The organism is Streptomyces sp. CRCS-T-1, from assembly GCF_024442335.1.
GTDB lineage: Bacteria > Actinomycetota > Actinomycetes > Streptomycetales > Streptomycetaceae > Streptomyces > Streptomyces koelreuteriae.
Genome location: NZ_CP101651.1, coordinates 8,086,272 through 8,110,828, shown reverse-complemented (window position 1 = coordinate 8,110,828; position 24,557 = coordinate 8,086,272). Strand labels below are relative to the sequence as shown.

The 24,557-nt window shown below is 71.9% G+C and carries 21 protein-coding genes; 3 read left to right on the top strand and 18 right to left on the bottom strand.

Translation table 11 applies throughout. The annotated features are described in order from the left end of the window. Nucleotides 1-16: 16 nt before the first annotated feature. From NNW99_RS36645 to solA, 12 genes are all read right to left on the bottom strand, one after another. The gene (locus NNW99_RS36645; RefSeq protein ID WP_215123546.1) at nucleotides 17-1,300 is read right to left on the bottom strand and encodes an FAD-binding oxidoreductase; all 1,284 of its coding nucleotides are present in this window, start codon (nucleotides 1,298-1,300) and stop codon (nucleotides 17-19) included. Nucleotides 1,301-1,329: 29 nt separating this feature from the next. After that, nucleotides 1,330-1,995, bottom strand: a complete 666-nt coding sequence (locus NNW99_RS36640) for a haloacid dehalogenase type II (RefSeq protein ID WP_193478777.1) — start codon at nucleotides 1,993-1,995, stop codon at nucleotides 1,330-1,332. Between the two features lie 45 nt (nucleotides 1,996-2,040). Then, nucleotides 2,041-2,979, bottom strand: coding sequence for an aldo/keto reductase (locus NNW99_RS36635; RefSeq protein WP_215123544.1), 939 nt, complete (start codon nucleotides 2,977-2,979; stop codon nucleotides 2,041-2,043). Beyond that, complete coding sequence (locus NNW99_RS36630) at nucleotides 2,976-4,430, bottom strand: aldehyde dehydrogenase (protein WP_215123542.1); 1,455 nt, start codon at nucleotides 4,428-4,430, stop codon at nucleotides 2,976-2,978. Before NNW99_RS36630 ends, NNW99_RS36635 begins: the two co-directional genes overlap by 4 nt. Beyond that, on the bottom strand, nucleotides 4,427-5,380 hold the full coding sequence (locus tag NNW99_RS36625; RefSeq protein ID WP_215123540.1) for a succinylglutamate desuccinylase/aspartoacylase family protein: 954 nt from the start codon (nucleotides 5,378-5,380) through the stop codon (nucleotides 4,427-4,429). The genes NNW99_RS36630 and NNW99_RS36625 overlap by 4 nt, the downstream gene beginning before the upstream one ends. A gap of 34 nt (nucleotides 5,381-5,414) precedes the next feature. Next, entirely contained in the window at nucleotides 5,415-6,833 is a 1,419-nt protein-coding gene (locus NNW99_RS36620; RefSeq protein ID WP_215123538.1) for an aminotransferase class III-fold pyridoxal phosphate-dependent enzyme, read from the bottom strand. Further along, nucleotides 6,830-7,696: an ABC transporter permease gene (locus NNW99_RS36615; RefSeq protein ID WP_215123536.1), complete on the bottom strand. Its 867-nt coding sequence runs from the start codon at nucleotides 7,694-7,696 to the stop codon at nucleotides 6,830-6,832. Before NNW99_RS36615 ends, NNW99_RS36620 begins: the two co-directional genes overlap by 4 nt. Further along, nucleotides 7,693-8,613, bottom strand: a complete 921-nt coding sequence (locus NNW99_RS36610) for an ABC transporter permease (RefSeq protein ID WP_251058032.1) — start codon at nucleotides 8,611-8,613, stop codon at nucleotides 7,693-7,695. The genes NNW99_RS36615 and NNW99_RS36610 overlap by 4 nt, the downstream gene beginning before the upstream one ends. A gap of 4 nt (nucleotides 8,614-8,617) precedes the next feature. Then, nucleotides 8,618-9,757, bottom strand: a complete 1,140-nt coding sequence (locus NNW99_RS36605; RefSeq protein WP_215123534.1) for an ABC transporter ATP-binding protein — start codon at nucleotides 9,755-9,757, stop codon at nucleotides 8,618-8,620. Beyond that, nucleotides 9,750-10,877, bottom strand: coding sequence for an ABC transporter substrate-binding protein (locus NNW99_RS36600; protein ID WP_251058031.1), 1,128 nt, complete (start codon nucleotides 10,875-10,877; stop codon nucleotides 9,750-9,752). Before NNW99_RS36600 ends, NNW99_RS36605 begins: the two co-directional genes overlap by 8 nt. A 120-nt stretch (nucleotides 10,878-10,997) precedes the next feature. After that, on the bottom strand, nucleotides 10,998-11,996 hold the full coding sequence (locus NNW99_RS36595; RefSeq protein ID WP_251058163.1) for a succinylglutamate desuccinylase/aspartoacylase family protein: 999 nt from the start codon (nucleotides 11,994-11,996) through the stop codon (nucleotides 10,998-11,000). A 5-nt stretch (nucleotides 11,997-12,001) separates the two neighbouring features. Next, complete coding sequence (gene solA, locus NNW99_RS36590) at nucleotides 12,002-13,135, bottom strand: N-methyl-L-tryptophan oxidase (protein ID WP_215123533.1); 1,134 nt, start codon at nucleotides 13,133-13,135, stop codon at nucleotides 12,002-12,004. 271 nt (nucleotides 13,136-13,406) lie between these two features. Here solA and NNW99_RS36585 point away from each other — a divergent pair, with 271 nt between their 5' ends. After that, on the top strand, nucleotides 13,407-14,153 hold the full coding sequence (locus tag NNW99_RS36585) for an IclR family transcriptional regulator (RefSeq protein ID WP_215124582.1): 747 nt from the start codon (nucleotides 13,407-13,409) through the stop codon (nucleotides 14,151-14,153). A gap of 107 nt (nucleotides 14,154-14,260) precedes the next feature. Here NNW99_RS36585 and NNW99_RS36580 read toward each other — a convergent pair whose 3' ends face one another. From NNW99_RS36580 to NNW99_RS36570, 3 genes are read right to left on the bottom strand one after another with little or no spacing between them, the layout of a single operon-like run. Further along, complete coding sequence (locus NNW99_RS36580; RefSeq protein ID WP_215123531.1) at nucleotides 14,261-15,700, bottom strand: NAD-dependent succinate-semialdehyde dehydrogenase; 1,440 nt, start codon at nucleotides 15,698-15,700, stop codon at nucleotides 14,261-14,263. Then, nucleotides 15,697-18,576: an FAD-binding and (Fe-S)-binding domain-containing protein gene (locus tag NNW99_RS36575; RefSeq protein ID WP_215123529.1), complete on the bottom strand. Its 2,880-nt coding sequence runs from the start codon at nucleotides 18,574-18,576 to the stop codon at nucleotides 15,697-15,699. The genes NNW99_RS36580 and NNW99_RS36575 overlap by 4 nt, the downstream gene beginning before the upstream one ends. Beyond that, nucleotides 18,573-19,841: an aspartate aminotransferase family protein gene (locus NNW99_RS36570; protein WP_215123527.1), complete on the bottom strand. Its 1,269-nt coding sequence runs from the start codon at nucleotides 19,839-19,841 to the stop codon at nucleotides 18,573-18,575. The genes NNW99_RS36575 and NNW99_RS36570 overlap by 4 nt, the downstream gene beginning before the upstream one ends. A gap of 238 nt (nucleotides 19,842-20,079) precedes the next feature. Between NNW99_RS36570 and NNW99_RS36565 the strand changes: the two genes are divergently transcribed. Both NNW99_RS36565 and NNW99_RS36560 read left to right on the top strand, forming a co-directional pair. After that, nucleotides 20,080-21,681 (top strand): PucR family transcriptional regulator ligand-binding domain-containing protein, encoded by a 1,602-nt coding sequence (locus NNW99_RS36565; protein WP_251058030.1) that lies wholly within the window; start codon nucleotides 20,080-20,082, stop codon nucleotides 21,679-21,681. 80 nt (nucleotides 21,682-21,761) lie between these two features. Continuing rightward, on the top strand, nucleotides 21,762-22,064 hold the full coding sequence (locus NNW99_RS36560) for a hypothetical protein (protein ID WP_215123524.1): 303 nt from the start codon (nucleotides 21,762-21,764) through the stop codon (nucleotides 22,062-22,064). Between the two features lie 33 nt (nucleotides 22,065-22,097). On the opposite strand, the gene paaE is transcribed toward NNW99_RS36560, so the two are convergent. The 3 genes from paaE to paaC are packed head-to-tail and all read right to left on the bottom strand — an operon-like array spanning nucleotide 22,098 to nucleotide 24,549. Beyond that, nucleotides 22,098-23,213 carry a 1,2-phenylacetyl-CoA epoxidase subunit PaaE gene (gene paaE / locus NNW99_RS36555; protein WP_251058029.1) on the bottom strand — a complete coding sequence of 372 codons (1,116 nt, stop codon included), beginning with the start codon at nucleotides 23,211-23,213 and terminating at the stop codon, nucleotides 22,098-22,100. Continuing rightward, entirely contained in the window at nucleotides 23,213-23,728 is a 516-nt protein-coding gene (paaD, locus tag NNW99_RS36550) for a 1,2-phenylacetyl-CoA epoxidase subunit PaaD (protein ID WP_215123522.1), read from the bottom strand. Before paaD ends, paaE begins: the two co-directional genes overlap by 1 nt. Then, entirely contained in the window at nucleotides 23,722-24,549 is an 828-nt protein-coding gene (paaC, locus tag NNW99_RS36545) for a 1,2-phenylacetyl-CoA epoxidase subunit PaaC (RefSeq protein ID WP_215123520.1), read from the bottom strand. The genes paaD and paaC overlap by 7 nt, the downstream gene beginning before the upstream one ends. Nucleotides 24,550-24,557: the final 8 nt, after the last annotated feature.

Here is a 24,557-nt window from a genome sequence, read left to right as displayed (position 1 = left end):
CGGCCCGGAAGGGGCGTCAGCGCAGCTTGTCCTTGGCCTTGTAGTAGGCGCCGCCGAACGGCAGGAACCAGGGGGTGCCGTTGTAGAAGGGCACCGGGACCTTCGGGAAGCCGAGGCCGCGCAGCGGGTTGGCCTCCGGGCGGCCGTCCATCATCTCGGCGACCGCGCGGCCCATGTAGGTGGCCATCTGGACCCCGTGGCCGCAGTACCCCATCGAGTAGTACAGGCCGTCGGTCTCGCCCGCGTGCGGGAGGCGGTCCCAGGAGAAGCCGACCATGCCGCCCCACACGTAGTCGATCCGCACCCCGGCGAGCTGCGGGAAGATCTCGGTCATCTCCCGCTTCAGGATGTCGCCGCTCTTGACGTCGGAGGCCGGGTTGGACGGGGCGAAGCGGGCCCGGCCGCCGAAGGCGAGGCGGTGGTCCGGGGTGAGGCGGATGTAGTGGCCGATGTTCTTGGAGTCCACCACCAGACGGCCGTTCGGGATGAGTGACTTGGCACGCTCCTCGCCCAGCGGCTCGGTGACGACGATGAAGCTGCCGACGTTGATGAGCCGCTTGCGGAACCACGGCATCGCCTTGTCGGTGTAGGCGTCGGTCGCCGCCATCACCTGCTTGGCGCGGATGGTGCCGTGGAGCGTCTCGACCACGAAGCCGCCGCCGGGGAGGCGGGTGAGGCCGGTGGCGGCGTTGCGTTCGTGGATCTCCGCGCCGGCCCGTTCGGCGGCCTCGGCGAGTCCGTGGACGTACTTGCCGACGTGCAGGGCGGCGCTGAGCGGGTCGAGCAGGGCGCCGTGGTAGTAGTCCGAGTTCAGTTCCGACTTCAGCTCGGCGCGGGTCAGGAGCCGGGTCTCGTGGCCGAAGTTGTCGGCCAGGTCGCGCTGGGTGGCCCGCATGCCCTCGAAGTGCTGCGGTTTGAAGGCGACTCCGAGGCGGCCGGCGCGGTGGAAGTCGCAGTCGATCCGCTCGGTCCGGGTGATCTCCTCGACCACGTCGACCGCCTCGCGGAAGGCGTCGTACAGCTCCCGGGCGCGCTCCTGGCCGTAGCGTTTGCGGGCCTCGCCGACGCCGATGGTGAGGCCCTGGGTACACATGCTGCCGTTGCGTCCGGAGGCGCCCGAGCCGACCTTGTCCTTCTCTACGAGGACGACCCGGGCGCCCTTGCGGGCGGCGTGGTAGGCGGTGGACAGGCCGGTGAGGCCGCCGCCGATCACGACCACGTCCGCCTCGTCGGGCAGGTCCTTTCCGGAGCGGTCGGGCAGGGCGGGGGCGGTGTCGAGCCAGTAGGGGATCTGCTTCATGGCGTGCGTCCTCACATCCGTCCGTCGGGTCAGCAGCCGAGCAGCTTCGGCAGGCCCGTCATGTCGCGCAGCTCGTCGTAGGGCTGGTAGTCGGCGCTGCCGGGGCGGCCGAAGCGGTTGATCCATACCCGGCGCTTCAGGCCGAGGTCGCGGGTCGGGATGTGGTCGTACTCCCAGCCCTGGGCGGTGTGGATGACCTGGGAGGGTTCGACGCCCATGGTCTTGAAGGCGTGCTCGAAGGTCTGCCGGTCCGGCTTGTAGGCGCCGGCCTGCTGGGCGGTGATGACGTGGTCGAACTCGACGCCGATGTTCTCGACGTTCCGCGCGATCAGGTTGTCGTCGGTGTTGGAGATGATGGCGATCTCGTACCTGGTCTTCAGGGCGCGCAGGGCGTCCGGGACCTCCGGGAACGGGCCGAAGGTGGGGACGGCCTCCACGAGGGCGTCGCCGTCGGAGGTGCGGTACTCCAGGCCGTGCAACCGCATGGCGTTGCGCAGGCTGGAGTGCAGGACCTCGTGGTAGGGGCGGTAGGCCTCCAGGACGGCCTGGAAGCGCATGACGCGGAAGTCGTCGAGGAACTCGTCGACGTCCAGGTTGTCCAGGTCGAGACGGTCCTCAAGGACCTTCAGGGTGGTGGGGCCGAGCTGGAAGTCGACCAGGGTGCCGTAGGCGTCGAAGGTGACGATCTCTCGCATGGTGTTCAGCCTCGTTTCGCGGGGTTCGGTAAGTGGGGGCGGTCGTCAGACGACGCGTTCGCCGGGCGTGACGATCGCGTCGAGTGCGGCCAGGTCGGCGGGGTCGGGGACCCAGTCGGCCGCCGCCGCGTTGGCGGTGACCTGCGCGGGGGTCATGGCGCCGCAGATGACCGAGCCGACCGCGGGCAGTGCGGCCAGTGCGCCCACGGCGACCTGAAGCAGGGTCAGGCCGCGCTCGGCGCCGTACGCGGTGAGTGCCTCGACGCGGTCGAGGGCGGCGTCGGTGAGCCAGCCCTGCCGCCAGGACAGCCGGCTGCCGGGCGGGGGCTCCTCGCCGCGCCGGTACTTGCCGCTGAGCAGGCCGTTGGCCAGCGGGTAGTACGGCAGCAGCCCCAGGCCGTGGCGCAGACAGGCGGGGACGAGGTCGGCCTCCGCGCTCCGGTCGAGCAGGTGGTAGCGGGCCTGTGTCGACACGAACGCGTCGGTGAGCTCCTCCGCCGGGAGGTTGGAGCAGCCGAGGTACCGGATCTTGCCCTCGTCCACGAGTTCGGTCAGGGCGGCGACGGTCTCCTCCAGCGGGGTGAGGCCGTCGGGCTCGTGGTACTGGTACAGGTCGATCCGGTCGGTGCCGAGCCGGCGCAGGGAGGACTCGACGGCGTACCGGATGTAGGGGCCGGCGCCGCGTCTGCCGTACAGGTCGGCGTCGGGGCCCATCTCCATGCCGAACTTGGTGGCGAGGACGACGTCGTCGCGGCGGCCCTTGAGGGCGGCGCCGAGGAGGCGTTCGCCGTCGCCGCGCTCCCCGCCGCGCTCACCGAACCCGCCGTACATGTCGGCGGTGTCGAACAGGGTGATCCCGGCGTCGAGGGCGGCGTGGACGACCCCGTTCGTGCCCTCCTCGTCGAGGCGGGAGCCGAAGTTGTTGCCGCCGACACCGACCGCCGAGACGACCGGGCCGTGTTCACCGAGCGTGCGATACCTCATGACCGGTCCCCGAATCCGATGCAGACGTTCTTCGTCTGGGTGTAGCTCGCCAGCGCCTCAAGGCCCTTCTCCCGGCCCCAGCCGCTGTGCTTGTAGCCGCCGAAGGGAAGCTCGATGCCGCTGCCGGCGCTGGTGACGTTGACGTAGACCTGGCCGGCCCGGATGCCTTCGGCGAGGCGCATAGCCCGGTCGAGGTCGCGGCTCCAGACGTAGGAGGACAGGCCGTACGGGCTGTCGTTGGCGATCCGCAGGGCCTCGTCGGCGTCGTCGAAGTCGATGACGGTGACGACGGGGCCGAAGATCTCCTCGCGGGCGCACCGGGCCTCATTGGTCAGGCCGGTGAGGACGGTCGGCTCGATGTAGTAGCCGTCGGCGAGTTCCGGGGCGGTGGGGGCGCCGCCGCCGACCCGGGCCACGGCGCCTTCCTGCCGGGCCAGTTCCAGGTAGCCGAGGACACGGTCGCGCTGCCGGGCGGCGACCAGCGGGCCGATGTCCGGGTCAGTGAGGCCGGGTCCGACGCGCAGGGCGGCGATCTTCTCGACCAGCCGGTCCAGGAACTCCTCGGCGCCGCGCTGGAGCAGCAGCCGGGTGCCGGCCGAGCACATCTGGCCGGCGTTGCTGAACGACCAGCCGAGGATCGCGCTCAGCGCCAGGTCGAAGTCGGCGTCGGCGAAGACGATGAACGGCGACTTGCCGCCCAGTTCGGTGACGGAGGGCACCACGTTGGCGGCGGCGGCCTGCGCGACCTTGATGCCGGTGGGGACCGAGCCGGTGAAGGTGACCTGGTCGATGCCCGGGTGCCCGGCGAGGGCCGCGCCGGTCTCGGCGTCGCCGGGTACGACGTTCAGCACGCCCGGCGGCAGCCCGCACTCCAGCGCGATCCGGCCGATCTCCAGCGGGGTGAGGGGCGCCTCCGGGGAGGGCTTGAGCACCACCGTGCAGCCTGCCGCGAGGGCCGGGGCGGAACCGCGGGCGGTGTTCTGGAGGGGGTAGTTGAACGGGATGATCTGGCCGGAGACGCCGATGGGTTCACGGACGGTGTAGTCGATCAGGCCGGGCCCGAGGGGGATCGTGGAGCCGCCGAGCTTGTCGGCGATGCCCGCGTAGAACTCGAAGTAGCGGGCGGCGGACTCGACGTCGGCCCTGGCCTGGCGGAGCGGCTTGCCGACGTCCTGGCACTCCAGGCGCGCCAGCCGCTCGCCCTCGCCGCGTATCGCGTCCGCGATGCGGGTCAGCAGCCTGCCCCGGTCGGCGGCGCGCATCCGGGCCCACTCGGGCGCGGTGAAGGCCGCGCGGGCCGCCGCCACGGCCTGGTCCACGTCCGCCGGTCCGGCCAGCGCCACCTGGGTGAGGGCCGTGCCGTCCGCCGGGTCGAGGACAGTGAAGGTACGTCCGTCGGCGGCGGGGATCCGCTTGCCGTCGACGAGCAGCAGCTCGGGCTCGCCGCTCATGGCTGGATCTCTCCCTGCACCTCGCCGAAGATGACGACCTCGTCGCCGGGCCGGACGGTGCGGATCCGGCGCACCCAGAGCACGATGCCGTCCTGCGGGGCGCGGACCTCCTCCAGCGTGTTGCCGTAGTGGTCGACGATGTGGGCGATCAGGTCGCCTTGCTTGCACGTCTCGCCCGGTGCGGCGTGGCCGAGGAAGAAGCCGCCGGCGGCGGAGCGGGCGAAGGTGCCGGAGACGGCGATGTAGTCGTCCCGCAGTTCGGCACCGCCGTCGGTCATGTTCAGCTGCCGCATGATGTTGAGGACGGAGTCGATGTGCAGTCGGACGTTCTCCTCGCGGTAGGTGCCGCCGCCCGCCTCGATGGTGATGGCCGGCTTGCCCGCAGCCAGGGTGGGGTGGCGGACCGTGCCGCCCCACTTGCCGCCCTTCCAGATCAGCCGGTGCCCGGCGGCCAGGCCGATGCCGGTGGCCAGGTCCTCGTAGCCGCCCTGGACGATGGTGAGCGGGGCGATCTCGCCGAAGGTGCCGCCGGTGTGCAGGTCGACCAGGGCGTCGATGGCCGGGACGACCTGCTCGACGAAGGTGGCGGCCAGGCGCAGCGAGTAGGAGCCGTCCGCGTCGCCCGGGAAGATCCGGTTGAGGTTCAGGTGATCGAGGCCGCTGGTGCGGGCCGCCGCCTCGAAGGCGGGGGTGTTCATGCAGGGGATGCCGACGAGCGTGCCGCGCAGGCCCACCGGGTCGACCTCGGCGAGCACGCGGCGGATGGCCTCCTGGCCGTCGTACTCGTCGCCGTGCACACCGGCGTCCACACACAGGACCGGGCCGTCCTCGGTTCCGTTGACGACGATCAGCGGGATGCCGAGCTCCACGCCGTAGGTGCTGGTGCCGACGGGGATCAGACCCTGCGCGCGCTCGCCGGGGGCGACGGTCAGGGGGCCGATGGAGTACATGGGGTTCCTTTCCAGGACGGGTGTGAGGCGGGTGTCAGAGGCGGGCGGAGGCCTCGTCGAGGGTGGCCGCGATGATGTCGCCGATACGGTCGAGGAGTTCGCGGTCGCTGATCAGCGGCGGCGCGATCTGGACCAGTGGGGCGGCGCGGTTGTAGACGCGGGCGAGCAGCCCTGCCTCGCGCAGCCGGCGCGGGATCAGGTCGGCGACGAGCGCGGTGCGGGCTGTGTCGCCGAAGCCGCCGTCGTCGAGGTCTCCGGTGAGTTCGACGGCGTAGAAGAAGCCGGCGCCGCGGACGTCTCCGACGATCGGCAGGTCGGTCAGGGCGTCCATGCGCCGGGCCAGATGCGCCTGGTGGCCGCGGACGTTGTCCAGGATCCGGTCCCGCTCCATGATGTCCAGGCTGCGCAGGGCGATGGCGGCGCTGAGCGGGTGGCCGGCGAAGGTGTAGCCGTGGTTGAGGACGGCGCCGGGCCGGTTGATGACCTCGGTGACGCGGTCGCTGACGAGCGTCGCTCCCATGGGGGCGTAGCCGGCGGTGATGCCCTTGGCGACGGTGACGATGTCGGGGCGGGCCCCGTACAGGTCGCCGCCGAACCACTCCCCCAGCCGTCCGAAGGCCGTGATGACCTCGTCGGTGACGAGCAGGAAGCCGTACCGGTCGGCCAGGGCGCGCAGGCCCGGCCAGTAGCCCTCGGGCGGGGTGATGCAGCCGCCCCGGTTCTGCACCGGCTCGGCGATCAGCATCGCGACGGTGTCCGGGCCCTCGGCCAGGATCGCGGCCTCCAGCTCGGCGAGCAGGTGGGAGGTGAACGTCTCGTCGTCCATGCGCTCGGGGGCCTCGGGAGCCCCGGGTGCCTCGGGGGCGAGGCCGAAGCGGTTGGTGTTGGAGACGAACCGGGTCTCGATCGCGCCCGGTCCGTACGGTTCGCGCAGCCCGGGGTCGTCGGTGAGGGAGAGGGCGCCGAGGGTCAGGCCGTGGTAGGCGCCGCGGCGGGCGATGGCCTTGGTGCGGCCCGCTTCGCCACGCAGGGCGTGGTAGCGGCGGGCGATCTTCCAGGCGGTCTCGACGGCTTCGGCGCCGCCGCCGGAGAAGAAGGTGTGCTCGATGTCGACGGGGGCGATGCGCGCAAGGCGCTCCGACAGCTCGATGGCCGTGGGGTGCGCGGAGGAGGACCACAGGGGGCTGAAGCACAGCTCGCGCAGCTGGCGGTCGGCGGCCTCGGCGAACTCGGGGGCGTAGGAGTAGCCGAGCTGGCAGCAGTACAGGCCGGAGAGGCCGTCGATGTAGCGCTTGCCGTCCGCGTCGTCGACGTACGGTCCCTCGCCGCGCCGGACGACGAAGAGGTTCTCGCCGGAGCGGCCGAGCGAGCCGTTGGGGGTCATGTTGAGGAGCAGGTGTCTGGCCGCGGTGGCGGAGAGTTCACCGGCCGGGGCCTGGGTGCTGATGGTCATCGGGTCTCACTTCCGGCGGGGAGGCTCACGGCGGATTCCGTGGGCAGCAGGCCCGCCTGCTTGCCCGGGCCGCCCAGTCGGCGCACGGCGACGACCAGGGCGAGGGCGACGACGGCGACCGCGATGAGGATCGCGCTGACGGCGGTCACCGACGGATCGACGTTGTACTGGAGGACGTTGAACACCTGGACGGGCAGCGTCACGGTGTCCACGGAGGACAGGAACTGCGAGATGAAGAACTCGTCGAAGCTGGTGATGAAGGAGAAGATCGCGGCGGCGATCATGCCCGGCGCGGCGAGGGGGAAGGTGATGCGTCGCCAGACGGTCAGGCGGCTGGCGCCCATGCTGGCGGCCGCGTCCTCCAGGCGTTCGTCGATGCCCTTCAGCGTGGCCATGAGGATCATGACCGCGATGGGCGAGGCCAGCACGGTGTGGCCGAAGGCGATGGCGATGGGGCTGCCGAGCATCGCGGCCGGTTCGAAGAGCAGGAACAGGCCGAGGGCGATGACGACCTGAGGGATCACCAGCGGGGCGAGGACCAGGCCGTAGACCGCGGAGCGCAGGGGCAGGTCGCTGCGGACCAGTGCCGTGGCCGCCGTGATGCCGAGGACGAGGGAGAAGACGGTGGTCAGGGAGGCGACCAGCACGCTCAACGAGAGCGCGGCCGGCCATTTGCTGCCGTCGGCGAACAACTGCTCGTACCAGCCGAGCGTCCAGGCCTCCGGAGGGAACGAGCCGAAGGCGTCCTTGCCGAAGGAGGTGACCACGATGACGATGATCGGCATCGCCAGGAACAGCAGGATCAGGGTGGACAGGACGGCCAGGGCGATGCGTCCGGCCAGGGTGGCACGCAGCTCGATCATGACGCCGTCCCCCGGTTCCGGTAGGCCTCGCCCGCCGACTTCAGCAGCCGCAGCAGGATCAGCCCGGCGAAGGTGAAGAGCAGCAGGATGATGCCGAGCGCCGAGGCGCCGTTCCACTGGTTCTGCTTCATGACCTGTTCGTCGATGAGCGAGGCGACCATGGTCTGCTTCTCGCCGCCCATCAGGGCGGGTGTGAGGTAGTAGCCGAGGCAGAGGATGAAGCACAGGACACCGGCGTTGACCAGGCCGGGTGCCACCAGGGGAACGTAGACACGGCGGAAGATGGTGATCTTTCCGGCGCCCATGCTGGCCGCGGCGGCCAGGAGCCGTCGGTCGATGCCCTTCATGACGGCGTACAGCAGCAGCACGGTGTACGGCAGCATCACGGCGGTGGTGCCGATGACGACGCCGATCTCGTTGTAGAGCAGTTGGAAGGGTGCGCCGGGGAAGCGCGAGTCGGTGAGGGCGTTGTTCACCACGCCGTTGTCACCGAGCAGGATGATCCAGCCGTAGGTGCGCACCAGGGCGCTGATGAAGTGCGGGACGACCACCACGAGCATCGCGAGGCCCGCCCACAGGGGCTTGAGCCGGCAGATCGCGGAGGCCAGCACGAAACCGACGACCAGGCTGATCAGTGAGGTCTCGGCGGAGATCCGCAGGGTGGTGAGCAGGATCTCCAGGTTGGCGCCGCGGAAGGCGTCGGCGTACCAGTGGAGGGTGAAGCCGCCGGCCTGGTCCTTGAGGCTCAGCATCAGGGTGCTGAAGATCGGATAGACGAAGAGGATCAGCAGATAGAGGACGACGGGCGCGGCGTTGAGCAGTCCGAAGCGGGTGCGGCGGTCGGAGAGCAGGCGGGCCTGTCGTTTCCTGCGGGGCACCGGGGCGGCGGGCCGGGATGCCGGAGCGAGTACGGCCACGTCGTCACCCCCCGTTTTCCGTGTCGGGGAAGACGCTGACGTTCGCGGGGTCCGCGGTGAGGCCGACGCGCTCGCCGAAGGAGGGGGCGCGTCCGGCGGGCAGTTCGAGCCGTACGGGTTCGGTGTCGGCGCCGCCCAGGGGACGGACGGTGACGCGTACGAGGGTCCCGACGTAGGTGACCGTCTCGACGGTCCCGGTACAGAAGCCCTGGTCGGGCGGGCACAGGACGAGCCGGCCGGGCTGGACCGCAGCGCGCACCCGCGCTCCGTCCGGGACGGCCTGCGGACGGGCCGTGATCAGGCCGCCCGAGTCGAGCCGGACGGTGGTGATCTCCCCCGTGTGCGCTTCCAGGCGGCCCGGGAGGAAGTTGGCGGCGCCGAGGAAGTCGGCCACGAACGGGGTGCGCGGGCGTTCGAAGAGTTCCTGCGGGGTGTCGAACTGGTCGATCCGCCCGTCCCGCATGACCGCGATGCGGTCGGAGAGGACCAGGGCCTCTTCCTGGTCGTGCGTCACATAGATGACGGTCAGGCCGAGTTCCTGCTGGATGCGCTTGATCTCGGTCTGGAGCTGGTCGCGCAGCTTCTTGTCGAGGGCGCCCAGCGGTTCGTCCATCAGGATGACCGGGGGCCGGTAGACCAGGGCCCGGCACAGCGCGACGCGCTGCTGCTGGCCGCCGGAGAGTTCGCGTGGCCGGCGGCGGGCCATGGCCGACAGTCCGGCCATCTCCAGGGTCTCGCCGACCCGGCGGCGCTGGTCCGCCTTGGACACACCGCGCAGGGTCAGCGGGAAGGCGACGTTGTCCCACACCGTCATGTGCGGGAAGAGCAGGTACTGCTGGAAGACGAAGCCCAGTCCGCGTTTCTGCGGGGCGAGGCGGGTGACGTCACGGCCGCCGACGACGATGCTGCCGGAGTCGGGCTCGCAGAACCCGGCGATCATCATCAGGGTGGTGGTCTTGCCGGAGCCGGACGCTCCGAGGAAGGTGACGAACTCGCCCGCCGCGATCTCCATGGAGACCTCGTCGACGGCGGTGACGCCCCCGTAGGTCTTGCGAAGTCGCGTGACGGACAGGGGTTTTCCGGTGCCGGTCGGCATCGACGGGACGGTGAGCGAGGGGTCGGGCATCACGTTCAGGTCAGGCATGCGTCCACTCCTGCCAGCGCTTGGACACGGCGTCCTGGTTCTTGATCCACCACTCGACGTCCAGGTCGAAGCCGCTCTTCAGGTGCTCGGGCGAGCTGCCCAGGTTGGCGGCGGTGGCGGGCTTGAGCCTCTTGTAGGCGGCGGGCACCGAGGGGGCCATGGGGTAGATCTCGGCGTAGGCGGCCTGTACTTCGGGGCGCAGCGAGAAGTCGACGAGTCGGTAGGCGGCGTCGAGGTTGGCGGCTCCCTTGGGGATGCCGAGCCCGTTGCTCTGGCGGCGGGCGCCGTTCCACTGGTAGGCGAGGGGTGCGCCGCCCTTGATCAGGGCGTCCAGGCGGCCGTGCCAGACGCTGGAGGCGTCGACCTCCTTGCGGCCCAGCAGCACGCCGGGCAGGGCGCCGGTGTCCCAGAACTTCCGGACGTGGGGCTTGATCTCGCCGAGGACCTTGAAGGCACGGTCGACGTCGAGGGGGTAGAGCTTGTCGAGGGGCACGCCGTCGGCGAGGAGGGCGAACTCCAGCTCGGGCAGGTCGGCGTCCAGGGCCTGGAGGGCGCGGTTGCCTGGGAAGGCCTTGGTGTCCCAGAAGTCGGCCCAGGAGGAGGGCTTGCTCTTGCCGAAGGAGTCCGTGCGGTACGCCATCACGCTGGCCCAGTAGTTCTTGCCGACGGCGTTGGAGGTGACGAGGTTCTTGGCGACGCCGGCCTTCTTGAAGTTCTTCAGCCGGTCGTAGTCCAGGGCCTCGGTGGCGTCCTCCTGCTGGAAGAGCACGAAGTCGGCCATCGAGTCGTCGATGACGTCGAACTCGGGGCGGCCCTGCTTGATCTGGGCGAGCATCTGGGCGTACTCGATGTTCACCACCTTGACCTGGATGCCGGTCTCCTTGGTGAACGGCTCGTAGATCGCCTGCTGGTTGGCGTCGCCGTAGGAGCCGCCGCTGTTGCGGACGACGAGCGTCTTGGAGCTCTTGGAGCCGCTGCCGACGGAGCGGCTGGTGCCGGTGCCGCAGGCGCTGAGCGTGCCGGCGGCGGCGATGCCTGCGGCAACCGAGCCGACGCCGCGCAGGAACACTCTGCGGTCGATCCGGGTGCCACGCGGCGGAGCCGCGAATCGATGCGTCACGGGGGCCTCCTGGATGTGCTGTGCGGAAAGGGGGAGCGTGGGGTGGGGCGTGTAGCGGGGTCTCGATCTGTGGGGTGCGGGCTGTGGGGGGAGCTGCGGGCGTACGTCAGGGGGGTGGGGTCAGGGGGCCGGTTCCCGGGGAGCGGGTGCGGCGATGGCGGCGAGTTCGGTGCCGGGGGCGACGGTCAGTCCGTGCATCCCGTAGAAGACGCGTCCGGAGGCGGGGGTGTGGATCTTGTGCTCCCGGCCGTCGGCGGGGTCGATGACACGGCCGATGACCTGGCCCTCGGTCACGTCGTCGCCGAGGGAGAACTCGGGGTACCAGAGGCCGGTGGCGTCGGAGGTGACGCCCGCGACCCAGACCCACTCGCGGACGGCGGTGCTGTTCCGGGTCTCCGACTCCAGGACACCGAGCCGGGCCAGCACTCCGTACAGGCCGTCGACCAAGCGGCGGGCGATGGCCGGGTCCCGCTCGCCGAGGTCGCCCGTCTCGACGAGGATCGCCGGGATGCCCTGGCGGGCGGCGGCAGCGTGGCTGTTGCCGCCCTCGGCGTTCAGACCGAGGATGACGTCCTCGATGCCGACCGAGTGGGCCATGTCGGCGGTCCTGGCGTCGAGTTCGGGGTTGCCGGTGAGGCGGTAGCCGACGAAGTCGCGCAGGACCTCGTCGATGCCGCCGGAGTGCAGGTCGATGTAGGCCTCGGCGCCGTCCAGCAGGTGTGTGAAGAGCCAGGCGGCGAGCCGCTCGGTGGGGCCGCCCTCGGGGTCGCCGGGGAAGACGCGGTTGATGTTGACGCCGTCGACCGGGGAGACACCGAGTCGGCCCTGGTAGACGGCAGGGGGGTTGGCGACCGGGCAGAGGACGATCTGGCCGCGCACCTCGCCGGGTTCCAGCAGGGCCGCGAGCCGGGTGGCGGCGTCGATGCCGGTGAACTCGCCGCCGTGCACGCCCGCCGTGATGACGACGCGGGGGCCGGGCCGGGCGCCGTTGACCAGGGTCAGCGGGATGTCGACGGTGAGGGTGCCGAGGTCGGCGGGGACGGTGCCGCGGGTCTTGGTGCCGGGCTCGGCGCTCAGGGTCCCGACGGTCAGCGTGCCCAGGGTCAGCTTCTCGGTCATGGTCGTCACGCCTCCGCGCGGTCCTGGGTGGAGAGGAAGTCGATGGGCTGCGCCGAGGTGCCGTCCAGCGCCAGGTCCGCCGCGATGTCGCCGAAGGCGGGCGAGAGCTTGAAGCCGTGGCCGGAAAAGCCGGCGAGCAGGACGACATCGCTGGTGCCCGGCAGGGGGCCGACGAGCGGGCGGCTGCTCTCGGTGTAGCCCTCCATGTAGACGGAGAGGCGGACCGGGTCGGGGTTCAGATCCGGCATGTAGCGGCCCATCAGCTCCGTGAAGATCTCCAGCTCTTCGGGCGCCACCGTGCGGTCGAGGCGGTTCGGGTCGCCGGCGGGGCGGTGCAGGGCGCGGGACAGGCCGAGCTTCACGGAGACGCCGTCCGGGGAGGGCAGTCCGTAGCAGTGGGTGGGGGCGGTGCGGATGAACGCCGGGCGCTCCTCGCCGAACCAGGCGTCGCTGGTGGGCACGTACCAGGCGCTGAGCAGGCGGCGGATGTCCACCTCCCACGGCAGGTCGGGCAGCAGGTCGTTCACCCACGGGCCGGGGCTGACCACGGCCGCGTCGAACCGCTCGCTCCCGGCGTCGGTGCGGATCTCCACGCCGCTGCCGGTGGGCACGATCTCGCGGACGGTGGTGTAGCGGTGGATGCGGGCGCCGAGTTCCTCGGCGCGGCGGGCGGCGGTCTGGATGGTCAGTTCGGGCCGGATGAAGCCCGCGCGCCGGTCGAGCACGGCGGCGTCGCCGTCCTCGATCCGGAACTGCGGGAAACGCTTGGCGAGCGCCTCGGTGTCGAGCACCTCGTGGTCGAGGCCGTGCTCGGCGATCGACTGCAGGACGGTGGCCATCTGGTGGTGGGCGGTGGGCCCCATCAGCAGGCATCCGGTCAACCGGCGCAGCTCGCGGCCGGTCTCCCGCTGGAGCGTCTCCCACAGGGTGTCGGCGTGCTGGAGCAGCGGCACATAGCGGGAGTCCTCGAAGTGGGCGCTGCGGAAGATCCGGGTCTCGCCGCCGGCGGCACTGCGGTCGTGGCCCGGGGCGAAACGGTCGTAGCCGACGACCTCGGCTCCGCGGGCGGCCAGGCGCCAGGCGGCCTGAGCGCCCATCGTTCCGACGCCGACGACGGCGACGCGCTTCTTGGCAGACACGAGGGGGTTCCTTTCGTCTCCCGGAGCGCGGATGCTGTACGCCCGGTATGCGGACTCTGGAATTCCGGAAGGGACGGCGTAGGCGATGGGCCGAGGGCCATGGCTCGCACTGTCCGGGGGGAGGGGGCTCAGGCTGTTCTCTTCGTCAGCCTGCTGTGCCACATTGTGGAACGGTGTGCTAGAATCTGGCACGAGAATGGCAGTGGCGAGGAGGGGAGTCAAGGGGTGTACGCAAGGGATTCCGCGAGTTAACGGGGGAAATCAGATGGAAATGAAGAGCGTGACCAGGTCGTTGCGGATCCTGGAAGCGGTCGCGCAGCACCAGCCGGTCACGGTGGGGGAACTGACCAAGCTGTTCGGGCTGCCCAAGTCGACCGTGCAGCGCACGCTGGTCACTCTGAACGAGGCCGGGTGGCTGCGGGCGAACCGCAAGGACACCACGCGCTGGGAGATCGGCGCGCGCGTGCTCGCCGTACGGCCGGCGGCGCTTCAGGGATCGAGTCTGTTCGCGGCCGCGCGGGAGCCCATGATCCGGCTGCGGGACGCGCTGAACGAGACGATCCACCTGTCGGTGCCGGACGCGCTGCAGTGCATGGTCGTCGTGGACCGGGTGGACTGCCACCACGCGGTGCGCACGTTCCACGCGATCGGCGACACCTCGCCGCTGCACGCCACCGCGACGGGACGCACGGTCCTGGCCCATCTGCCGTCCGCCGACGTCGAGGAGCTGGTGGAGCGCGGGCTGGAGAGCTACAGCGACGCCACACTCGTCGATCCGGGCGAGCTGCGCGCCGAGCTGAAGCGGGTGCGCACCGACGGCTACGCGCTCAACCGCAACCAGTACCGCCCGGACGTCTGCGCGATCGCCGCGCCCGTCCTCGACGAGGACGGCACACCGCTCGCCTCCGTGGCCGTCTCGCTGCCCGACTCGCGCTACGACGAGGCGCGGCTGCCCGAGTGGGGCCGTCTGGTCGCCGACACGGCGAAGGAGATCACCGACCGCCGCCTGGGCGCGTGACGGACCGGCACGCGTGACGGGCCCCCTGGTGACGACCGGCACCAGGGGGCGTGGCATGTCACGGGGTCAGGCGCTCGCGCGCCCGGACGTGTCGGAGGATGCGGCTGTCATCGGACGGGCACCGCGATGTACTGGTACTCCAGGAACTCGTCGATCCCGACCCGGCCGCCCTCACGGCCGAGCCCGGACTGCTTGACCCCGCCGAAGGGCGCGGCCGGATTGGAGACCAGGCCGGTGTTCAGGCCCACCATGCCCACCTCCAGGCCCTCGCTGACGCGCAGGCCGCGGTCGAGCCCCTCGGTGAAGACGTAGCCGACGAGACCCCAGGGCGTGTCGTTGGCCCGGCGCAGGACCTCGTCCTCGTCGTCGAAGGTGAGGATCGCGGCGACCGGGCCGAAGATCTCCGTGTCCATGAGGCGGCTCTCGGGGGAGACCTCCGCGAGCACGGTCGGCGGGTAGAAACAGCCGGGCCCTTCTGGCGTCTGGCCGCCGACCAGCACCTCGGCGCCGCGCTCCACCGCGTCGGCGACCAGCTCCTCGACCTTGGCGCGCCCGACGATGTCGATCAGCGGGCCGACGTCCACACCGTCCCGGGTACCGGGGCCGACCTCGAGCGCGCCCATCCGCTCGGCGAGCCGCCGTCCGAACTCCTCGGCGACCGACCGGTGGACGAAGAAACGGTTCGCGGCGGTGCAGGCCTCGCCCATGTTGCGCATCTTGGCGACCATCGCGCCGTCCACGGCCACGTCCAGGTCGGCGTCGTCGAAGACGATGAACGGCGCGTTGCCGCCCAGCTCCATCGACGTCCGTACGACGGCGTCGGCGCACTGCGCGAGCAGCAGCCGGCCGACGGCCGTGGAGCCGGTGAAGGACAGCTTGCGGATCCGGCCGCCGCGCAGCAGGGGTTCGCAGACCTCTCCGGCGCGGGAGGTGGTGACGACGTTCAGCACGCCGTCGGGCAGCCCGGCCTCCTTCAGGATCCCGGCCAGGGCGAGGCTGGACAGCGGGGTCTGCGGGGCCGGCTTGAGGATCATCGTGCAGCCCGCTGCGATCGCCGGGCCGATCTTGCGGGTGCCCATGGCCAGCGGGAAGTTCCACGGCGTGATCAACAGACAGGGGCCCACCGGGCGGCGGGAGAGGAACATGCGGTTGCGGCCGTCGGGCAGCGTGCCGCACCCCCCGTCGATCCGCACGGCCTCCTCGGAGAACCAGCGGAAGAACTCGGCGGCGTACGCCACCTCTCCCCTGGCCTCGGCGAGCGGCTTGCCCATCTCGGAGGTCATGAGGCGGGCGAGTTCGTCGGTGCGTTCGAGGATGATCTCGTGCGCGCGGCGCAGGATCTCGCTGCGCGCCCGGGGTGCCGTACGGGCCCACTCGGCCTGGGCCTGGACGGCCGCCTCCTCCGCGAGCCTGGCGTCCTTGGCACCGGCGTCGGCGACCTGGCTGAGGATCTCGCCGGTGGCGGGATCGTCGACGGGCATGGTGGCGCCGTCCGCGGCGTCCACCCAGGCACCGCCGATGAACAGCTGGTTCAGTACCTCGGTCATGATGTCTCTCCTGGTCGGTCGGCGCAGGGGTCGAGGAGCTCCGCGAGGTGCAGGGCGCGGATGCCCCGGTCACCGGCGAGGTGGTCGATCTGGGTGGCACAGCTGAAGCCGTCGGCGACGACGGGTCGTCCGTCGAGGGCGTCGAGGCGCGGTGTGAGAGCCAGGTCCGCGACGGCCATCGAGGTGTCGTAGTGCTCCGCCTCGAAACCGAAGTTCCCGGCGAGTCCGCAGCAGCCCTCGGCCTCGTCCACCGTACCGACGCCGAGGCGGCGCAGCAGGTCGGCGGGGCGGCGGCCCTTGAAGGTGGCGTACTCGTGACAGTGGGTCTGCAGGACGACGTCCTGCGGCAGCGGTGGCGGGGTCCAGCCCTGGTCGGCGAGGTCGGTGAGGGCCCCGGTGAAGGTGTGGACGCGGTCCGCGACGCGCTGTGCGGCCTCGGTGCCGAGCAGTTCGGGCACGTCGCGTTTGAGGGCTGCGGCGCAGCTCGGCTCGGCCACGATGATCGGCCGGTCGTCGCCGTCGTCGAGGGCGGCGACCGTACGGGCCATGATCCTGCGGGCCACGGACAGCTGGCCGGTGCTGACCCAGGTCAGTCCGCAGCACAGGCCCTCGCGCGGGGTGCAGGGAACACCGGCTTCGGCGAGGACCCGGCTCGCCGCCCCCGCGACCTGAGGGCGGAAGGCCCGGGTGAAGCTGTCGACGAAGAGCAGGGCCTTCGCCGGCCCCGGAGCCGCGCTCAGGGTCTTCGCCGCGCGCAGGGTCTTCCGCAGGGCGCGCCGGGAGGCGAAGGCGGGGATCCTGCGCTCGGTGGTCACGCCGCCGAGGCGGGCGAGGAGCCTGCCGAGCGGTCCGCGCAGCAGGGCGTTGACCGGTCGGGCCGCGTATCCGGCGAGTGCGGAGGTCCTGGGCAGCCAGCCGAGCGAGTAGTGGGAGCGGGGCCTCAAGCGGCCCTTGTAGTGCTGGTGCAGGAACTCCGCCTTGTACGTCGCCATGTCGACGCCCACCGGGCAGTCGCTGGAGCAGGCCTTGCAGGACAGGCACAGATCGAGGGCGTCCTTGACCTCGGTCGAGCGCCAGCCGTCCTGGACGGCCTCGCCGCGCACCATCTCCTGGAGCATGCGGGCCCGGCCGCGGGTGGAGTCGTTCTCCTCCCCCGTGGCCCGGTAGCTCGGGCACATCACGCCGCCGGAGTCGCTGCGGCAGCGGCCGATGCCGACACAGCGGCGCACCGCGCCCGTGAAACCGTCGGTGTCGTGCGGGAAGGTGAACGACGTGTCCACGAGCGGGAGTTCACGCAGGGCGAGGTCGGCGTCCAGGGGTGCCGGCTCGACGATGACCCCGGGGTTGAGCAGTCCGTCCGGGTCGAAGATCCGCTTGAAGGCGGCGAAGGCGCTGATCATGCGGTGGCTGTACATGACCTCCAGCAGTTCGCTGCGGGCCCGGCCGTCGCCGTGCTCGCCCGAGAGGGTGCCGCCGTGCGAGACGACGAGCGTGGCCGCCTCGGAGAGGAACCGCCGCATGACGGCCCGGCCGGTGTCCGTGGCCTGGTCGAAGTCGATCCGCACGTGGACGCAGCCCGCGCCGAAGTGCCCGTACAGCACACCGGTCAGCGCGTGCGCGGCCAGCAGCTCGCGGAAGTCGCGCAGATAGGCGGCGAGGTTCTCGGGGGCGACGGCCGCGTCCTCCCAGCCGGGCCAGGACTCCCCGCCGTCCACCAGCCGGGCGGCCAGCCCCGCCCCGTCCTCCCGGACCCGCCACAGCGAGCGCCGCTCGGCCGGGCTCTCGACGACCCGTCCGCCGGTCAGCCGGCCCTGTGCCTTCAGCACGTCGAGCAGTTCGGCGGCACGGCCGTCGACCGCGGCCTGGTCCTCGCCCTCGAGTTCGACGTAGAGCCAGGCGCGGCCCTCGGGCAGGCCGGTGACGGAGTCCGGGCCGCGGCGGACGCGCATGGTGGCGACGATCGCCTCGTCCATGCCCTCCACGGCGCTCGGCGAGAAGCGCAGGATCTCCGGCACGTCCTCGGCCGCGTCGACGACGTCGTCGTAGCCGAGGGTCAGCAGCGCCGAGGCCTGTGCGGTCGCCACCAGGCGGACCGTCGCGGCGGTGACGACCGCACAGGTGCCTTCGGTGCCCACGAGCGCGCGGGCCATGTCGAAGCCGTTCTCCGGCAGCAGGCGGTGCAGCTGGTAGCCGGAGACCTGGCGCGGGATCCGGCCCAGTTCGGTGCGGATCGGCGCCAGGTTGTCCTCGATCAGCTTCCGGAGGTCGGATTCGAGCCGGGCGACGACTCCGGCGTCGCGGGGCTCGGCCGGGTGCAGGCCGGTGCGGTCGGCGACGGCCCGCACGCCGTCGGCCGTGACGATCTCCAGGGCCTCGACATGGCCGCTGGTCCGCCCGTCGCGCACCGACCGGTTGCCGCACGCGTCGTTGCCGATCATGCCGCCGAGGGTGCAGCGGCTGTGCGAGGACGGGTCGGGGCCGAAGTCGAGCCCGTGCGGGGCGGTCGCGGCGCGCAGCGCGTCGAGGACGACACCGGCCTCGACGCGTGCGGTGCGGGTCTCGGGGTCGATGTCCAGGATCCGGTTCATGTACCGGGAGAAGTCCAGGACGACCCCGAGTCCGACGGCGTTGCCCGCCATGCTGGTGCCGCCGCCCCGGGCCGTGACCGGGACGCCGGTCTCCCGGCAGGCCCGCAGCACCGCGACCACGTCGTCGGCGGTGCGCGGGAAGGCCACGGCCCAGGGCAGCACCCGGTAGTTGGAGGCGTCGTAGGCGTAGGGGCCCGTCGCCCCCGGGCCGGTCTCCACCCGCAGACCGGGCGCGGTCTCGGCGATCCGGGCCGTCAGACCGGCCAGGTCGCGGGTGGCGGTGGTCATCGGTCCCCGGCTCCCGACGTGCCGGCCTCGACCGCCTTCGCCCAGGCCCGCAGGCCCTCGTCCACGCCCGCCTCGTCGATGACGAGCGCCGGGATCATCCGGACCACCTGGTTCCAGGCGCCGCACAGCAGCAGGAGCAGACCCTCGTCGACGGCGGCGCGCTGCACGCGGGCGGCGGTCTCGGGGTCGGGGCTGCCGTCCTCGGTGACGAACTCGCTGGCGAGCATGAGGCCGAGGCCGCGGACGTCGCCGATGCCCGGGGTGCGGTCGGCCACCGCCTCCAGGCCCTGGCGCAGCCGCTGGCCCATCGTCTCGGCGTTCTCGACGAGCTTCTCGTCGCGTACGACGTCGAGGGTGGCGCAGGCCGCGGCGCAGGCGACGGCGTTGGCGCCGTAGGTGCCGCCCTGCGAGCCGGGCCAGGCCTTGGTCATCAGTTCCTCGGAGGCGGCGATGCCGGAGATGGGGAAGCCGCTGGCGATTCCCTTGGCGGTGACGAGGATGTCGGGGGTGACGCCGAAGTGGTCGTGGCCCCAGAAGCGGCCGGTGCGGCCGACGCCGGTCTGCACCTCGTCGAGGATCAGCAGGAAGCCGTGCCGGTCCGCCCGCTCCCGCAGCCCTTCGAGGAAGGCGCGGTTCGCGGGCACGTACCCGCCCTCGCCGAGCACCGGCTCGACGATGATCGCGGCCGTGTCGGCGGGCGAGGAGATCGTCTGGAGGGTGTAGTCGAGTTCCTTCAGGGCGAAGCGGGTGGCGGCTTCTTCGTCCCAGCCGTACCGGTAGGCCGTCGGGAACGGTATGACGACCACACCGCTCATCAGCGGGGAGAAGCCGGACCGGAAGCGGATCCCGGAGGTCGTCATGGAGGCGGCGGCGACCGTACGGCCGTGGAAGCCGCCGTGACAGACCAGGACGTTGGGCCGGCCGGTGGCCTGGCGGGCCAGCCGCAGCGCCGACTCGACGGCCTCGCTGCCGGAGTTGGTGAAGAACAGGCTGTCCAGGCCGGCCGGCAGCACCTCGCCGAGCTTCTCCACGAGGCGGCGCAGCGGCTGGTGCATGACGGTCGTGTACTGGCCGTGGATGAGCGTGCCCACCTGCTCCTGTGCCGCCGCCACGACCTTGGGGTGGCAGTGCCCGGTGCTGGTGACGCCGATGCCGGCGGTGAAGTCGAGGTAGCGGCGGCCGTCCTCACCGTAGAGATGGACGCCCTCGCCCCGGGCGGCCACCACGGGCGTGGCCTGGCGAAGGTGCGGCGACAGTGCGGTCATGTTCGTCTCCCGGCCGTACGTCGAGGTCTGCTTGCGGTGATCCGCGGTACTGGTCCGACAACCCCGAGCATCCGGGCCGTCGCGGGGCGCGACAACGCGTGATCTGTCCAGCCGGAACGCGTTGTTCGGACGTTGTGTCAACCACCGGACCCCCCTGACACCCCCTGTCCCTCCCATGGACAGCTCTTGCGCAGGTCAGTGCGGCTTGTCAGAGTGACCAGGCATGCAGGGAGCCATCGTGAACCCACACCCGCCGAGCGTCGCCGACATCCTGGCCCTGCCCGTCCTGGCCGCCGGGCAGCCCCAGGTCGTCACCGGGCCGGCCGGGCTGGACCGGCCGGTGCGCTGGGTGCACATCACCGAGCTGACGGACCCGGCGTCCTTCCTCAAGGGCGGCGAGCTGGTCCTGACCACGGGCATGCCCCTGCCCGACGACACGGCGGGGGTGCGCCGGTACGTCGACGAACTCACGGATGTGGGCGCGGCCGCCCTGGTCATCGAGCTGGTACGGCGCTACCACCGGCCGCCCGACGCCCTGGTCCAGGCGTGCCGGGCGCGGGGGCTGCCGCTGGTCACCCTCGCGCGGGACGTCAACTTCCTGGAGGTCACGCAGGTCGTCCACGCCCTCATTCTCGGCAGCCAGGCCGACGCGATGCGCCGAACGCAGCGGATCCACGAGGCGTTCACCGGGCTGACGCTGCGCGGCGCGGGCCCTGAGGACGTGGTGCGCGCGGCGGCGGAGATGAGCGGCCGCACGGTCGTCCTGGAGAATCTGGTGCACCAGGCGCTGATCTGCGAACCGTCGGGGAGCACGGTGGAGGAGGCGCTCGGCGACTGGGAACAGCGCTCCCGGGCCACCGAACCCGGCGACCACACCGGGGCGAGCGGCCCGGAGGGCTGGCTGACGGCGCCCGTCTCCTACCAGGGCGAACAGTGGGGCCGCCTGGCCATGCTCCGGGGGGCCGCCGACGGCGGCCCGGCGTTCGGGCCGGAGCATGTCACCGTCCTGGAGCGGACGGCGATGGCCCTGACCGTCGCCCGGCTGATCCACTCCACGCCCTGGGAGCACACGGCCCATCGCTCCGCCCTGCGGGAGCTGGCGGAGCAGCGCCACCACTCCCCCGAGGATGCCCGCGCCCGCTGTGCCGCGCTGGGCCTGCCCACGGAGGGCGTCGGCTATCTGGCGATCCTCCTCGACCTGGGCCCGGGTGCCGAGGGAGGCGAGCTGGAGACCCGGCTGCACGGCGAACTCCGGTCGGCGGGGATCCCGGCCCTCGTCGGCGAACTCGCCCCCGGGCGCCTCGGCATCCTGCCCGCCCTGCGCCCCGACCGGCCCTGGCGCCCCGTGGCGGAACGGCTGTCCGGCACCGCGCTGGGTCTGGTCCCCGGGGCGATCGTCGGCGTCGGCTCGGAGGTGACCGACCTCGCCGACACGGCACGCTCCTTCCGGGAGGCGGCCAGGGTCATAGAGGCCACCCCGCCCGGCCAGCCCCTCCCCCCGGACCGCTCCTTCCACGAACTGCCGGACATCGACCTGCGCCGTCTGCTGTACGCCCTGCGCGAGGACACGCGCGTCCAGGACTACACCGAGCGCCGCCTCGGCCGGCTCATCGACCACGACACCAAGCACGGCACCGACCTGCTCACGACACTGGGCCACTACCTCGACGCCGCCGGCAACAAGACGACAGCGGCCCGTCGCGGCGGCTTGTCCCGGGAGACCATGTACCAGCGCCTGCGCACCATCGAGCGACTCCTCGAGTCCGACCTGGAATCCGGGGAGCGGCGCACCGAACTCCATGTGGCACTCACGGCGTTGCGCGTGCTGCGCGCCGGGTGAAGGATGCCTCAGTGCCGAGGCGTCGGCACCATCTCTTGAGGGGGTTCGATGAAGGTCGAGCACGATGGAAGGGGCGGCACTTGAGTACCCGTCGGCGGATCGTCGTCGTCTGGGCGGGGGCGTGCCTGGCCGGGCTCGCCGCCACCTCCACGCTCAACTCCGGTTCCTATACGGACGATTCAAACACTCCGGCCCAAGAAGCCACACCGACCGGCACGTACGACTGCCAGGAGATCTACGACTCCATCGAGCAGGCCCGGGCCGAGGCCAGGCGCGAGCAGCAGGACATGATCGACGCCTCGCCGGACGTCGCGTACCAGTCGGTCATCGTGGGGGACGTGGCCGTGCCGGAGGAGTGTCTCGGCGAAGCGAAGTCCCCCTGAGAAACACCCACTTGCGAGAAGGCGACCGGCACCTCAGGTGTCGAAATCCACCGTCAGCGCGTCGGAGACCGGGAACGACTGGCAGGTGAGGACGTAGCCGGCGTCGACCTCGGCCGGTTCGAGGGCGAAGTTGCGGCGCATGTCGGCCTTGCCGTCGGTGACCAGGGCGCGGCAGGTGCCGCAGACGCCGCCCTTGCAGGCGAACGGCAGGTCCGGGCGGGTCTGCTGGGCGCCTTCGAGGATGCTCCGTTCCCGGGGGAGGGCGGAGGTGGTGGAGCGGCCGTCGAGGGTGACGGTGACCTGGCTGACCGGGCCGGTCGGGCCGGTGTCAGCGTGGTGGACCTCGCGCACGGGCTCGTCGTCGGCGTAGAACAGCTCTTGGTGGACGCGGTCGGCGGGCACGCCGAGGCCGGTCAGGACCTGCTGGGCGGCTCGGACCATGCCGTGCGGGCCGCACAGCCACCAGTGGTCGGCGGAGTCCACGTCCACCAGCGCGTCGACGAGGGCCGACAGCCGGTCGGCGTCGAGGCGGCCGGAGAGCACCTCGGCCTCGCGGGGCTCGCGGGAGAGGACATGGGCGAGCTGGAAGCGCGTCGGGTGGAGGTCCTTCAGGTCGGCGAGCTCGTCGGCGAACATCACGGTGCCGGTGCGGCGGTTGCCGTAGAGGAGGGTGACCGTCGAGCGGGAGTCGGCGGCCAGGACGGACTCGGCGATGGAGACCATCGGCGTGATTCCGGAGCCGGCGGCGATCAGGACGTGGTGGCCGGGGGCGGTGAGGTCGGGTGTGAAGGCGCCGGTGGGGGCCATCACCTCGACGGTGTCGCCGGGGCGTACGTCGCGCACCAGCCAGGAGGAGAACAGGCCGCCCGGTACGACCCGGACGCCGATGCGCGGGGCGGTGCCGGCGGGTGAGCAGATCGAGTAGGAGCGGCGCTCGTCGCGGCCGTCGATGTCGCGTCGCAGGGTGAGCGACTGGCCGGGCTCGAAGGTGAACTCTTCGGCGAGTTCGGCCGGGATGTCGAAGCTGACGGCGGCCGCGTCCTCGCACAGCGGCCGCACGGCGGCGACCCGCAGGGGGTGGAAGACCGGACGTCGGCGGGCACGCGCGCGTGCCGCCGGGGCGGGGGCGGGCTCCATCAGGTCGTCCATCAGATCTCCTTGACGTACTCGAACGGCTCGCGGCAGGCGAGGCAGCGCCACAGGGACTTGCAGGACGTGGCGGCGAAGCGGGAGGTCTCCTCGGTGTCGTGGAAACCGCAGCGCGGGCAGGGCACCGAGCGGCGGGTCGGTGACAGCACGAGCGGTACTGGGCCGGGGTTACGCGCGGGCGCGGCCCCGGGCGGGGCGATGCCGTGCTCGGCGAGCTTGCGCCGGCCGTCCGGGGTGATCCAGTCGCTGGTCCAGGGCGGGTCGAGGACGGTGCGGATCTCCACACGCGCGTAGCCCGCGTCCCTCAGCCGGGCGGCGACCCCGGCGCGCATCTCCGCCATCGCCGGGCAGCCCGAGTAGGTCGGGGTGAGGCTCGCGACCACCGTCCCGTCCGGGGTCAGGGACACGTCGCGCAGCACTCCGAGGTCGGCCAGGGTGAGCATGGGCAGCTCGGGGTCGGGCACCTGCTCGGCGATGCGCCGGGCCCGCCGCTCGTCCAGGAGTGTCGTCACCATGTCGCCTCCGGGTGGGCGCGGGCGATGCCCTGCAACTCGGCCAGCAGCGGGGCGAGATGCTCGGTGTGCTCGCCGGTGCGGCCCGAGCCGGGCAGCGGCCGGTAGACGGGCATGGGCAGTCCGGCCGCCTCGGTGACCTGGCGCAGGACGGCGACGACCTCGTCCCGTACGTCGTACGCCGTGAACAGCTCGCCCAGATACGGTGCCACCTGTTCCAGCGCCGCGCGCGTCCGGCTGTGCGACTCCTCGGTGCCGTCGCCGAGGCGGACCACCCACTCGGCCGCGTACTGCCGGTGGTACGCCAGCTCCTTCACGCCCTTGGCGGCGATCGCCGCAAGCACCGGGTCCCGGTGGGCGGTGAGCCGCTCGAAGTACGCCAGGCGCCAGCTCGCGAACACCAGGAGCCGTACGGTCGAGAACGCGAAGTCGCCGTTGGGCAGTTCGGCCAGGCGTACGTTGTGGAAGTCGCCGGCGTCCCGGAAGTAGGCGTAGGCGTCCTCGCCGCGGCCGGTGCCGTCGACCTGGCCGGCGCGGGCGTAGAGCAGACGGGCCTGGCCGAGCAGATCGAGTCCGATGTTGGCCAGGGCCACCTCCTCCTCCAGCTCGGGGGCCCGGGTGGTCCACTCGGCGAGCCGCTGCGCCGAGACCAAGGCGTCGTCGGCCAGGGTGACGCAGAGGGCGGCCAGTTCACCGGCGTCGACACCGTCGGGCACGGTCGTGTCCACGCCGTGCAGCGGGTCCTCGAAGCCGGTGCCGTAGGCCCAGCGGGTGTCGTCCTCGTGTCCCTCGGCGAGGGTCATGTAGACGTGGTCGTCGCTCATGCCCTCTC